14 protein-coding genes are annotated in these 13,044 nt (G+C 52.3%); 2 read left to right on the top strand and 12 right to left on the bottom strand.

Annotation, left to right across the window (positions count from 1 at the left end):
* The first annotated feature begins 11 nt into the window (after nt 1-11).
* Nucleotides 12-371, top strand: coding sequence for a DciA family protein (locus SH449x_RS10540; protein ID WP_482381303.1), 360 nt, complete (start codon nt 12-14; stop codon nt 369-371).
* 466 nt (nt 372-837) lie between these two features.
* Here the strand turns inward: SH449x_RS10540 and SH449x_RS10535 are convergent, their stop codons facing one another.
* The 10 genes from SH449x_RS10535 to SH449x_RS10490 form a co-directional block, all read right to left on the bottom strand.
* Nucleotides 838-1,236 carry a F0F1 ATP synthase subunit delta/epsilon gene (locus SH449x_RS10535; protein ID WP_482381302.1) on the bottom strand — a complete coding sequence of 133 codons (399 nt, stop codon included), beginning with the start codon at nt 1,234-1,236 and terminating at the stop codon, nt 838-840.
* Nucleotides 1,237-1,246: 10 nt separating this feature from the next.
* The gene (atpD, locus tag SH449x_RS10530; protein ID WP_482381301.1) at nt 1,247-2,704 is read right to left on the bottom strand and encodes a F0F1 ATP synthase subunit beta; all 1,458 of its coding nucleotides are present in this window, start codon (nt 2,702-2,704) and stop codon (nt 1,247-1,249) included.
* 72 nt (nt 2,705-2,776) lie between these two features.
* The gene (atpG, locus tag SH449x_RS10525; protein ID WP_482381300.1) at nt 2,777-3,673 is read right to left on the bottom strand and encodes an ATP synthase F1 subunit gamma; all 897 of its coding nucleotides are present in this window, start codon (nt 3,671-3,673) and stop codon (nt 2,777-2,779) included.
* Between the two features lie 34 nt (nt 3,674-3,707).
* Nucleotides 3,708-5,213 (bottom strand): F0F1 ATP synthase subunit alpha, encoded by a 1,506-nt coding sequence (gene atpA / locus SH449x_RS10520; RefSeq protein WP_482381299.1) that lies wholly within the window; start codon nt 5,211-5,213, stop codon nt 3,708-3,710.
* A 104-nt stretch (nt 5,214-5,317) separates the two neighbouring features.
* A complete protein-coding gene (gene atpH, locus SH449x_RS10515) occupies nt 5,318-5,944 on the bottom strand; it encodes an ATP synthase F1 subunit delta (protein WP_482381298.1) in 627 nt (208 codons plus the stop codon).
* A gap of 91 nt (nt 5,945-6,035) precedes the next feature.
* Nucleotides 6,036-6,671, bottom strand: coding sequence for a F0F1 ATP synthase subunit B (gene atpF, locus SH449x_RS10510; RefSeq protein ID WP_482381297.1), 636 nt, complete (start codon nt 6,669-6,671; stop codon nt 6,036-6,038).
* A 54-nt stretch (nt 6,672-6,725) separates the two neighbouring features.
* Entirely contained in the window at nt 6,726-7,028 is a 303-nt protein-coding gene (atpE, locus tag SH449x_RS10505; RefSeq protein WP_482381296.1) for an ATP synthase F0 subunit C, read from the bottom strand.
* 103 nt (nt 7,029-7,131) lie between these two features.
* Nucleotides 7,132-8,460, bottom strand: a complete 1,329-nt coding sequence (atpB, locus tag SH449x_RS10500; protein ID WP_482381295.1) for a F0F1 ATP synthase subunit A — start codon at nt 8,458-8,460, stop codon at nt 7,132-7,134.
* Nucleotide 8,461: 1 nt separating this feature from the next.
* Entirely contained in the window at nt 8,462-8,968 is a 507-nt protein-coding gene (locus SH449x_RS10495) for a hypothetical protein (protein ID WP_482381294.1), read from the bottom strand.
* On the bottom strand, nt 8,965-9,255 hold the full coding sequence (locus tag SH449x_RS10490; protein WP_482381293.1) for a hypothetical protein: 291 nt from the start codon (nt 9,253-9,255) through the stop codon (nt 8,965-8,967). The genes SH449x_RS10495 and SH449x_RS10490 overlap by 4 nt, the downstream gene beginning before the upstream one ends.
* Nucleotides 9,256-9,506: 251 nt before the next feature.
* Here SH449x_RS10490 and SH449x_RS10485 point away from each other — a divergent pair, with 251 nt between their 5' ends.
* Nucleotides 9,507-11,054: a DUF4912 domain-containing protein gene (locus SH449x_RS10485; protein WP_482381292.1), complete on the top strand. Its 1,548-nt coding sequence runs from the start codon at nt 9,507-9,509 to the stop codon at nt 11,052-11,054.
* An 8-nt stretch (nt 11,055-11,062) separates the two neighbouring features.
* On the opposite strand, the gene SH449x_RS10480 is transcribed toward SH449x_RS10485, so the two are convergent.
* Together SH449x_RS10480 and lpxA are read right to left on the bottom strand one after the other, a co-directional pair.
* Entirely contained in the window at nt 11,063-12,124 is a 1,062-nt protein-coding gene (locus SH449x_RS10480) for a Gfo/Idh/MocA family oxidoreductase (RefSeq protein WP_482381291.1), read from the bottom strand.
* A gap of 38 nt (nt 12,125-12,162) precedes the next feature.
* The gene (gene lpxA / locus SH449x_RS10475) at nt 12,163-12,996 is read right to left on the bottom strand and encodes an acyl-ACP--UDP-N-acetylglucosamine O-acyltransferase (RefSeq protein WP_482381290.1); all 834 of its coding nucleotides are present in this window, start codon (nt 12,994-12,996) and stop codon (nt 12,163-12,165) included.
* Nucleotides 12,997-13,044 lie beyond the last annotated feature (48 nt).

Raw genomic sequence — 13,044 nt, 5'->3', positions numbered from 1 at the left:
GGAGATCTACAATGAGTGCGGAATCTGACAAGGAAGCCATGTATCTCAATCAGATTCCCAAGCCGATGCCTTCGCGACTGCGGCCTAAATCGGTATCGAGCATTCTCGACCGAGTCATGATGGAACGTGGCTACGCCGCCCAGCAGTCGCGACAGTTAATGGAAGAGGAGTGGTCCCAAGCTGCCGGAGAGTTCTTGGCATCCCAATCGAAGATTGGTCAGATTAAACGAGGCCAGTTGCATGTCTTCGCGTCCAACGACATCGTTCGGTCTGAATTGGAGTATCAAAAGGTAAAGATACTCCGGCACATGCAAGAAGCCTTACCAGACATGAAGATCCAAGGCCTCCGGATTTATCTCGCGAAAAACTAGTGAGTTGATCTAAGCGCAAGATATTGAGCACTGCGTTCGTCGCACGGAGAAAACCTCCTAGCCATCTGAGGTGTGAGGTGACACAAGTTCCTGCCATCCAACATTGGATTGAACACTAATAAACGCTAATCAACACTAATAGGGTACTTTGCTTTTGGAGTTCGAATGTGCGGGGAGAGTCGGAAATGACAGAATGACGCCAGGCAGAATGATGACGGGGGCGGTGTTGAGGGGAGTGGATCCGGAAGATGATCATTCATCAACTTTTCTTGGAAACAATCTACAAGCCTCTCGGAAATCCCATTTGGCAAGATGGGAGCATTCGTGGGCAGTGGGCTATTTAGCTAGAAACGTAAACTTCTCCGATCCAAGCCAGAAAAATTATCCGATCCCTGTGGTTTGAACGTCATACCATCGACGACGTTCCAGCAAATAGAAATCCGGACAGTGGTTGTTTAGCAACCCCTTAACTTTTGGCCAATCGGTATTTGGCCCGTGCGCGAGCTACATTTCGCTCTTTCAATGCAACAGCCTCGGGCGAAACGGCCTTCGTGGCTGTCGCTTTGTTGAGGTCTTCCTCGGCTTGAGACTTGCTCAATTGATCAGGCTTTACCAGCTTGTCTGTGAGCACAAACGTTCCTTCGCGGGTGACTTGGATAAAGCCACCGTCGACGAACCATTCGTCCACACTGCTGCCGTTGCGGATCTTGAGAATGCCGAACCCGAGCCGCCCCACCATCGGTGCGCGGTCGGAAAGGATGCCGAGTTCCCCGTCAAAGAGCGGCACTACAAGCGAGTCACACTTGATATCCAACTCGGTCTTTTCTGGCGTTACGACAACGCACCGAACTTGTTGATCAGCCATGGTCCATTACCTATTTCTTGGCAGCTTGTGCAGCCATTCGCTTGGCTTGCTCTTCCACTTGCTCGATCGATCCGACGTACATAAACGCGGACTCAGGCAAGTGATCCCACTTTCCATCACAGATCTCTTCGAAACTGCGGATGGTATCTGCCAAGGAGGTGATTTCCCCTGGCTTGCCAGTAAAGACTTCTGCGACCAAGAACGGTTGCGAGAGGAATCGCTCGATGCGTCGAGCACGTCGAACAACTGTCTTGTCTTCCTCACTCAACTCATCCACACCGAGAATCGCGATGATATCTTGCAGTTCTCGATAGCGTTGTAGTGTCTTCTGAACGCGACGAGCGATGGCATAGTGCCGCTCACCCACGATCGCCGGATCCAAGATCCGAGAGTTCGATGCGAGTGGATCGATCGCGGGATAAATACCCTTTTCCGAAATCGATCGCTCGAGATAGATGAACGCGTCCAACTGTCCGAACGCAGTCGCCGGTGCAGGGTCGGTCGGATCGTCCGCAGGAACGTAAACCGCTTGAACCGACGTAATAGCTCCCCGCTTGGTCGAAGTGATTCGCTCTTGCAAAGCACCCATTTCCGTCGCCAGCGTAGGCTGATAACCCACAGCAGATGGCATCCGACCTAGAAGGGCGGACACTTCCGAACCTGCTTGCGAGAAACGGAAGATGTTGTCGACGAACAACAACGTATCTTTTCCAGTTGTATCGCGGAAATACTCAGCCATGGTCAGGGCAGACAGTGCAACCCGGAGACGAGACCCTGGTGGCTCGTTCATCTGGCCGAACACCATACACGTTTGCTCGATAACTTTACGGCCGGTCTTACCGATTTCGGCTTCTTGCATTTCTAGCCACAAGTCGGTTCCTTCACGAGTTCGCTCTCCCACACCCGCAAAAACAGAGTATCCACCGTGGGTGCTAGCCACCCGAGCGATGAGTTCCTGAAGAATAACGGTCTTACCCAATCCCGCACCACCGAACAAACCAGCCTTACCACCCCGAACGAACGGAGTTAGCAAATCGACGACCTTGATACCGGTCTCGAAGACTTCGGTGTTGGTCGACAATTCCGAAACGGCGGGAGCCTGGCGGTGAATGGGCCAGTACTCGTCTGCGGGAACGGGGCCGCGTTGGTCGATCGGATCCCCCAGAACATTGAACACGCGACCGAGCGTTCCATTGCCGACAGGAACCGAAACTGGCCTGCCCAGGTCAACACAATCTTGACCTCGCATCAATCCGTCGGTGCTACCGAGAGCCACACAACGAACTTTACCGCCTCCGAGGTGCTGTTGTACCTCACCCGTGAGATCGATCTTGATTCCCTTCTTGTCTCCCTCAACCTTTACCGCGTTGTAAATGGGTGGGAGTTTGTTTTCTGGAAACTCTGCGTCAAAGGTCGAGCCGATGACCTGGCAAACTCGCCCTACGATCTGTTCAGTTGTAACGCTCATTAAATCTCTCGCTAAATTGCGATGGTTGTAAAAAACTTATGGTTTGGTTTTGGTCGTGCATGCGTCCGGTTCTTAACCCAACGCTTCAACACCACCGATGATTTCCATGATTTCGCCGGTAATCTTGCTTTGACGAGCCCTGTTGTAGGTCCGCGATAGCGATTTGATCAAGTCGCCTGCGTTCTCGGTGGCACCCTTCATAGCGACCATTCGTGCAATCTGTTCGCTAACAGCCGCGTCCAAAAAGCACTTGAACAAGCGTGCCCGGAAGCTAGCCGGAACGACCTCTTCCAAAATAGCCGACGCTGACGGCAGGAATTCATAATCGTCACGAATACCACCCGACTCGTCAGTTGTCTTATCCTCGGATTTGACTGCTGTTTCAATCTTTGCAAAAGGAAGCAGTGTTTCGACGGTCGCGATTTGTTTCGAAACGCTAACGAACCTCGTGTAAACTACATCGACGCGGTCGACTTGCCCCGTGATGTAACGCTCGATGAGATCGTCAGCAATTCTGGAAACCGGCTCAAAGGCTGGTTCGTCATCGAATTCGGTGTAGGTGTTCTCGATGGGCAATCCCATGAACCGCAACGCCGAGATACCCCGCTTGCCGCTGACGCTCAACTCACCTCGAGCTGCTTGTTCCTTTAACTCGATACGCTGAGCCGCTGCGACACGAACCACATTACCGTTGTAACCGCCGCACAAACCGCGGTTGGCGGTCAGCACGAGCATGTCGATATTGTTGATCTCTTTTCGAGGAACCAACAACGGGTGATTCACTTCGGTGCCGCTTTCAGCCAAGTCGGTCACGATCTGGGTGATTCGCTTGGTATAGTCGGTCGCAGCAGAAGCACGATCCATCGCCTTCTTGAAACGCGCCGTCGCGATCAACTCCATCGTGCGAGTGATCTTACGGATGTTTTTTACCGACTTTCGTCGTTTATCTAGCTGACGAATGTTCGCCATTTGCTTTTCACCTTTCGGTAACGACCGGTAATGACTACTTGAACGATGCCTTGAATGCTGCAATAGCAGACTTGATCGACTCTTCGATGTCGCTCGTTAAATCGGCGATATCGCGAATCTGAGTGAGCAACTCCGGCTTGCGGTCACGCACGTACTGGAGCAAACCGGTTTCGAAATCCTTAACTCGGTCGACGGCAATATCATCGAGGTGGCCTCGCGTGCCCGCGTAGATGCTGACAACTTGTTCCGCAACGTCCATCGGTTGGTACTGAGATTGCTTTAGCAACTCGACCATTCGATATCCTCGGTCCAGTTTGGACTGCGTTGCAGGATCCAATTCCGTACCCAACTGCGCGAATGCTTCAAGTTCGCGAAATGCAGCCAAGTCCAAACGCAAACCACCCGCCACTTTCTTCATGGCCTTGATCTGCGCGTTACCACCCACGCGAGAAACCGAAATACCGACGTTCATAGCGGGTCGAATACCAGCGAAGAACAAGTCGGGCTGCAGATAGATCTGTCCGTCGGTGATGGAGATCACGTTGGTCGGAATGTAAGCCGAAACTTCACCTTCGAGAGTTTCGATAATCGGCAGACTGGTGAGAGATCCGCCTCCCAATTCCTTGGAGAGCTTGGCCGATCGCTCGAGCAGCCGGCTATGGCAATAGAAGACGTCCCCTGGGAACGCTTCCCGTCCTGGTGGACGTCGCATGAGCAAGCTCAACTGACGATAAGCTACGGCTTGCTTGCTCAAGTCATCGTAGACGATCAGTGCGTGACCACCGTTGTACATGAAGTGCTCAGCCATTGCTGTACCGGCATAAGGAGCAACGTACTGCAATGGGGCTGGAGCGGATGCACCTGATACGATAACTGTCGTGTAGTCCATCGCACCGGCTTTGGTTAATGCATCAATCACCAATGCAACCGAAGAATCCTTTTGACCAACGGCGACGTAAAAGCACTTAACGCCTTTACCCTTCTGGTTGATGATCGCGTCAATTGCAACCGCGGTCTTGCCTGTTTTTCGGTCACCGATGATTAGTTCCCGTTGCCCACGTCCCACGGGGGTCATGGCGTCGATCGCCTTGATACCGGTTTGCATCGGCTCATGAACTGGTTGACGCTCCGCTACACCCGCAGCGATGATTTCCACGGGACGACTTACGGTCGCGTTAACAGGTCCCTTGCCATCAAGAGGGTTACCGAGCGGATCTAGAACTCGTCCGATGACTGCATCACCCGCAGGCACGGAAAGCAAGGTTCCTAGAGCCTTAACCTCGTCACCTTCTTTGATGCGTAGATAGTCACCGAGGATGATGACCCCGACGCTCTTCTCTTCGAGGTTGAACGCTAGCCCGATTGCCCCGCTGGGGAACTCAACCATTTCCCCGGACATAACGTTTGAGAGTCCGTAAACGCGAGCGATACCGTCCCCGACCTCGAGAACCGTACCAACCTCTCGGACATCCACTTGGCTGCCGAACGTCTCAATTTCTTTTTGAATGACGGCTGCGATTTCATCCGAGTTGAACTTCATGAGTCAAACCTCTTTAGCATCGTATGACGCAAAACTTTGATTAATTGGAATAATGGATTACAAATATCGGGGGGATGTACCCCCCCGTCACAATAACCAGTGATTTACTGGCTAATTAATTGATTCGTTAGTCCTCGAATGGAAGCATCTGCTTTAGCCGTTAGTTCGCGTCTCAGGACACGCAGTTGGCCATCCACACTTCCATCGAAAACGGTATCTCCGACACGCACGATCAATCCACCGATGATAGTAGGATCAACCTTCTTTACGATCCGAACGTCTTTATTAAGTGTTTGCTTGAGCTTTGTGGCTAAAGCAGACTCTGTGCTAGGATCGAGCGGTTCACTGGTTGTAACAAGTACCTTTACGCGGCCTGCGATTTCGTCCCTGAGTTCCACGGCAGCCCGCGACACTCCCCGAACAAATTGAATACGCTGTCTTCGGCACAACACCTTCAAGAAATTGAGAAGGGTCGACTCCATCTTTCCTGCAAACACGCGATCCAACAGACCTATCTTGCTCTCGGCCGATTGCTTCGGGTTGGACAAGAAGAAGTCGATGGAAGCATTCTTGCTCAGCACATCGTCGACGAATGACTCCAACTCCTCAACAACCACATCAACCTTTTTCGATGACATCGCTGCCTGAAGCAGGGCCTTGGCATATATCTGACCCACGTGCTGTTCTTCGCTATCGAAGACCGTGGCTACTTGGGATACTTGCTCTGTCATGCGACACGTTTCAGTGGAAATACGTAGTTATTGAAAATTACGGATGTTGTTCGTAAGCGACATCGATTCGATCGATTCGCGGACATTTCATTTAGTTGTTGCTAGGCAAATTACCGATAGCATCTGCGATCAGCTTTTGATGGTCAGACGGATTCAATTCGCGCCCAACCACCTTGCGTGCCAATCCGAACGCAATGTCTGTGCTGCGACTGGTTAGCTCCGAAAGAGCCTGCGACTTGGCGGACTCAATCTCGGCTAGGGCTCGGTCTCGCGACCGGGTCGCTTCTTGCTGTGCCTCTGCCTTGATTCGATCTGCAACCGACTCTGCATCCTTGCGAGCTTGAGCTACGAGTTCTTGAGCTAGAACGGCCGCATCAGCTAGCTTGGCCTCATACTCCTTAAGCTTTTCTGATGCCGTAACCGATGCCTGCTGAGCCTCTGCTATTTGGCTCGCAATCATCTTCTCACGCTTCGCGAGCCCCTCAGAAATCGGTTTCCAAGCCACGACGTAGAGAACCACGCAGAGGATTAGAAATACGATAACCGAAAAGAACGACTTGCTGGCCTTTAGCTCGAGCAAGTTGTTAAGTTCGGCCGAATTGGAATGTCCATGGGATATGTCGTCATGCCCATGTGCACCATCTGCGGCTGTTGCTGATTGACAGGTAAACAGCAATGCGATCGCAAAAACCAACCCACAAACGAAAACGGAAAGCTGACGGATCATGACACGCTAACTCAGGAACAAAGGACCAATCGAACGAACCACCGCACCGATCAATTACGATCCGGAGAATGGGTTTTGCTGCGAGCAAACGAATACGGCGTAGAAGGCCAAACCTTCGATAAGAGCCGCAGCGATGATCATCGCGATTTGAATGGTACCAGCCGACTCAGGTTGGCGAGCGATGGACTCCACTGCACCCTTGGCCAAGAAACCAATCCCGAGGCCAGCTCCGATAACAGCGAGACCGGCACCGATAGCACCTGGAACTCCACCACCGCCCTCGGCAGCCGCAGCAGGCATAGCCATCAACGCTACAAATCCCAAGGCCATGTAACAAATACGAGCAACGTTAAACACTTTTTCTATCTCCTAGAAACCAATGCAAGGGAAAACGATAATCTGAAGGTTTGCTGAGGTCGCACGCACGACCTCTCAATATCTTTGATCTTCACTCAACTGTTTAGTGATGGTGCATCGCGCTTCCAACGAACAATGCAGCCAAGAACGTAAAAACGTATGCTTGGAGGAACGCTACAAAGACTTCCATAATGCTGAGCAATACCGTGCCAGCTACAGAAAGCCCTGCAATGCCCAACCAAGGTAGAAGCGACATCGATGCAGCTTCTATGTTGATCCCAATTCCGAGGATACCAAGCAAAACCAGGTGCCCGGCTCCCATATTCATTAGCAAACGAACGGCCAAGACAGCGTGCTTGATGAACAACGATGCGAACTCGATGATCCAAAGCAACGGCACGATGACAATTGCGAGGTATATCGGCAATCCAAGGGACGGGCAGATGTTCTTTAGGTATCCCAAGACTCCGAACGTCTTCACCCCCATCCCAACACCAAGGATAAATACCAGCAATGCGAGCGCAAAGGTCGTTCCAAAAGATGCCGTGGGTGAACCTACGAAAGGTATCATGCCCATCAAATTGCAACCAAGAACAAAAAAGAACAGGGTCCAAAAGAATGGCATGAACCGGTCGGCATCATGCTCACCCATTGCGGGAACAACGACCTTGTCACGTATAGCTTTGGTGAAACCCTCGAGCAAATTCCAAGACTTGCCCTTGGGGGCCTCTCCGCTTGCAACCCTCTTGCCCAGCCACCGAAACGCCACAACCAGCAAGATTGCAACGATAACTTCGATGATCATGTATCGACTGATGCCGAAACCGCTTTCGACGTCGTAGGCATTTCGAAGCTCAGCAAATGGCTGAGGGATCATAATTTTTCCGTCCAAGCTGCGATTGTAGGTCGCAATCTTCGCTTCAGACCAGTCTTTGCCAGCCCCTTCGGTAGCAAACTTATCGACGCGGGCAGCGGAATTTAATTCTGTTTTAAACGCCGACCACTGTTCAGCCTTTGACTCATCGGCCAATAGATCGACAAACCATTCAATCTCAGGTTGTGGATTCTCAGCCAAGTAGGCCTTAACTTTGTCGGACGCTTGCGGAGCTTTTCGTTTTGCCCAAGTCTGGGCCTTGGCAACCAGCTGTGCGTGTTGCTTTTCCAGGTATGCGTCTAATGGCCATGCATAATTACCATGGGAGGACTTTTTCCAAGCTTCCCATTCGGCTTTGAGGCCGGTCAAGTTTCCAGCGTCAACGCCCATTTCGCCCAATTTGGCGACGACGAGGTCTGCTTCTTCGGACTGGAACTCATCGTCCAGCCGCACTACCCATCTTGGGAACTCTGCCGCGCTCTTTCGCGTGCTGCGCCACAATGCCGTGGGCAATTCAAAATAATATCCATCCTTTATGTGGAGTATATCTGAGGCCATGCTAGAGAGGCTTGGGTGAGTAGTTACGAGTTGCAGAGCGTCGAATAGCGAGCCAGGATTCTAATGCTAGAAAAGAAAAATAACAGCCCACCACGTAGTGCCCGAACGAATTGTGCGCGGTCCATTTTGTCGCACTCGAGAATCCGAGCGCACCGAGAATGACCATTGTGCGTACTAGCGACCCAGCCAAAACGCTGGCCACCGGATTCTTGCGATCAAAGGTTTCGGTTTGCAAAATGCAGATAATCCAGTCCGCAAACCAGCAGATGCCAACCGCGAGCAAGCCAACTGTTGGGAACAGAATCGAGAATTCCGTCGACTCTGCATCGGCCCTGGCGTCCGCCAGGTTTGGTGCCTTAAAGGATTCATAAGCCACAAAAAAAGTTGCCAGGGCTATAGCGAGCATGGACGAAAGCACCATCCGGCGTCGCCACCACGGCTCACCATGCCGCTTCGCCTGCCCCTGGGCCTGCACGCTTTGCTCTTGATGCGAATCGGGATTTGTCATTCGCGGGTGTTCCTCTTTTGATCTAGTTGCTTCCGCTCGAACTCGGCCGCTTTTACGGAATACAGCATGCCGACCAGCATAAACGTTCCACCCACTAAAAACCCGATAATGGTCAGGTAACCCACTCCCAGCCATCGATCCAGCCATCCCCCTCCGATTCCAAAAAGGAGCATCAACCCTACTGATGCGGTCACTCGGCTGAACGCGTTCAACGTCACCGAAGAGGAATTTTGCTGCTTTTCAGTCACTTTGCTGCTCGCTGATTCCCGACTTTCGCTTTCGTCCATTAAGGTTTTCCCGTCGCCAAACATCTACCTGTCCCATCCCGCCAACCAATCAGTAGACTCACCACAGCCACCTTAGTAAACACCTCGTAGACCCGCCCAACCCGCACAGAAAGCCTCCTCCTAGCCTAAAGTTTCCCCGAAATCGCTAGAAATTCCATCTTGCCCGAGCATACTGGGGATACGAATGGTGGTTGGTCCGCCACCCCACACGGGGGGAAATAAGTTGTGCTGCTTGCCTGGGAGTTTCAAAGTTGTCTGCCGCTCGTAAAAAGACCGATAGCAAGAGCCGGAAAATCGCCGGTCCCGCCAAGAGCGCACCCAAGAAGGGGACGACTTCTTCTAAAAAGGTGGCCAATCCCAAATCAACCTTATCCAAGAAAGCTGGTGGGAAGAAAACGTCTGCTTCATCCCCCAAGTCTGAGTCCAAACCGATCACAAAAGCGAAATCGGTGCAGGCCCAGCCTGGTGCAAAGAAGTCAACGGTAGCCGCTAAACCCGCTCCGAAAGCAGCCAATAAGAAGTTGGCTCCTGCCAAGCAACCCAAAGCCGCTAAGAACACGGCAAAGCCGCTTGCTCCAAAATCCACGCCATCGAAAAGTCCTAAAGCGACGCCCAAGAAGGGGGGGGGCTCGGCTGCTTCCGCCACTAAGTCCAAAAAAATCCATGCTCCGACCAAATCCACTGCAAAACCTGCAGTCAAGACCTCTAAGCCTGTCGATCAAGGGGCACCAAAGGGAAGTAAGCAAACGGGGGGCAAGCAAACGGGAGGCAAAAAGGTCGCTCCATCGGAGCCGATAACCACTCAGCAACCAACCTTGGCTCCACCACCCAAGGCCAAAAAGAAACTACCCCCTCCCCCGCCACCCACCAACACGAATCCCGAGATCGTGGCGAAAATCCGGAGTGCCCAGGCGGAAAAAGAACTTCGCAAGGACCTTGCTCAGCCCGCACCCAAGCCGTCGCTCGTCCCGACGACGCCGATTCCCATGATTGAAAAAGGGAAGGATCGTCTAGTTCTGATGGTTCGAGACGCGTTCTGGATCCATGCTCACTGGGACATTACGCGGCATAGTGTCGATCGCGCTCGCGTTTCGATTGCAGAGAATTGGCATACGGCCAAGCCAATATTGCGTCTGATCAAGATCGATGACATGGCGACCACAAGTAACGCGGAGACTGTTTATCGAGACATCGAGATACACGGTGGCGTGCGCAACTGGTACATGGATGTAGAGACTCCAGGTTCCTCGTTCCAGATGCTCATGGGCTACTTGACTTCGAACGGTCGATTTTACGAACTAGCGAGAAGCAACATGGTCACCATGCCGCAACCGGGATCCAAGGACGCCATAGACGATCATTGGGCGGAGATCGCCAAGAATGCGGAAAAGATCTTTGCCATGAGTGGGGGCTACAGCGAAGAGTCAAACAGTGGTGATCTGAAAGAAGTGTTCGAAGAACGCCTGAAACGCACCATGCAGACGGATGTGCTTTCTCAATTCGGCTCAGGTGCAGAAGGTGGTTTAAAGCGAAACAAACAGTTCTTCTTCAACGTCGAGGCGGAACTCGTCGTGTTTGGTAACAGCACTCCGGATGCTCACGTGAATATCGCTGGCGAACCAGTTAAGGTGCGACCAGACGGTACATTTTCTCTTAGAATGCCTTTTGCGGATAAACGGCAAGTATTGCGAGTCAGCGCAAAAAGTCGCGATGGGGTTGAGGAGCAGACGGTCGTCATCGCTGTGGAGAGAAACACAAAGGTCATGGAACCACTCTCTCTCGATGCCGATGAGTTGTAGGTGACGCTTTACGCGGCGAATCGATCTGCGGCAGGAATGACGTCGGGAGCGCGTCGATGCAGCGAAATGGCTTCGATGATTCGTTCGGCGACTTGTAGAGCCTCGGCACCCATTGTACCGGGGACAGTGACCTGATGGCCCAACCTCATGGCTCGGATCCATTCCGAGTGCTCTAGCGCAATGGCATTGGCTGCGGCTGGTTTAAACTCGCACTTGTTAAGCCACTCGGTGAATAGTGAATCCTTTACTTTGGATCGTTCGGCAGGTGGTAATTGATCAGCTAATCTTTGACCCGACAGCACATCGTCGTGCGGACGTGTTTGGGTTACCGTTCCCTGTGCGAAGTCCAATCTCGTAATCTCGTTCTCGGTGCAAATCTGCATGCTACGATTCTGGCTTTCCGAAACGCGGGACGCTCGTAGTTGAGCCATGGTTCCATTGCGGAAAACCAACTGCGCTAAAGCCATATCCTCATGCTGCCCCAAAACGGTCCAGCCGAAAGCGTTTACCTGAGCCACTTTCGAGGGAACAATGCTAAGGATAAGATCCAGATCGTGAATCATAAGATCGAGAACGATACCGATATCGGTGCTTCGTCCCGTGTAGCAGCCTTCGCGCGTCGCTTCTATGAATCGAATGGCATGGGGATCGATTTGAGAGCGGCCCGCAGTCCAAACGGGGTTGAATCGCTCCACATGACCGATCTGAAGGGTTAGCTCGTTTCGGTCTGCTTGCTCAACTAGTTCTCTAGCCTCTGTCGAATTCGTAGCGATAGGTTTTTCAATCAGGCAATGAATACCATGGTTTAGGCACCACATGCCCACTTCATGATGGAGCAGGGTGGGGGTCGCTATGACAACACCATCGACTTGGCCGTCCAAGGTTCGATGATCCGATACCGTGGGCACGCCCAGTTGGGCGGAAATTGTACTACGAGAATTCTCATCAGGATCTACGACGCACACCACGTCGCAGTCAGGATTGTTCGCGAGCAGCTTGGCATGAATTCTGCCTAGGTGACCACCGCCGACGATTGCGACTCGGAGTTTAGTAAGTGAGTTGGAAATCATCGTTGCGATTTAATTTGTGATGGATTGTTCGTCTGGAATTAGGCAGCAGCCGATGTCGAGTTGCTCGCTGCTGCACTTCGGCGATCGCGACCTCGACCGTGTTTGCCGAGGGAGGAGTTCTCGATGAAGTCGAAGAGAATCTCTAGTTCGGGCAAGTGGTTGCCTTCGACTTGCAGAATCTCTCTGGCGTGTTTCACACCAACCTTGGAGCGGTAGAGTAGCTTGTGAGCTTCGCTGATGGCACGAATTGCGGGCGTCGTAAAGTTCTTTCGCTTTAGAGCTACGACGTTGACGCAACGTGCTCTCGCAGGAAAGCCCTCGGCGAGCATGAACGGTGGAACGTCTTGCAAAACTCGCGACAGCCCGCTCACGAAGGCATAGCAACCGATCGACGCGTAGTGGTGAACGGCAACGCCACCGCTGAGGGTTGCGTCGTGAGCAACGTGAACGTGTCCACCGAGCATCACGGTGTTAGCCATGATCACACGGTCTTCGATGATGCAATCGTGAGCTACGTGAGAATTAGCCATGAAATAGCATTGATGACCAATTCGAGTGATGCCCTCATCCTTTTCCGTTCCGCGATTGACCGTCACACACTCACGGAAGACATTGGAGTCTCCGATGATGACTTGAGTCGGTGAACCTTGATAGGAGAGATCTTGTGGCTCTGCGCCGATCACGCAGCCGGGAAAAAATCGGTTGTCCCGTCCGATTGAGGTGTGACCGGTCAGAGTCACATTGTTCTCCAGCTTGGTTCCGCGACCGATCCGGACGTTCGGCCCCACAACGCAGTGATGACCAATGCGCACATCGTCATCAAGTTCGGCTCGAGGATCCACAACAGCTGTGTGGGCAATGATGGTTGGCATGGTCAATTTCCCAATCTATTCATTGGTTGGAGGAAGGCAAAGAGTTCT

The sequence above is a fragment of the Brakhagea baltica genome (assembly GCF_052161605.1).
Lineage (GTDB): Bacteria > Planctomycetota > Planctomycetia > Pirellulales > Pirellulaceae > JBKCUI01.
The sequence above is the reverse complement of the archived record's forward strand: the minus strand, read 5'-3'. Positions and strand labels throughout refer to the sequence as shown.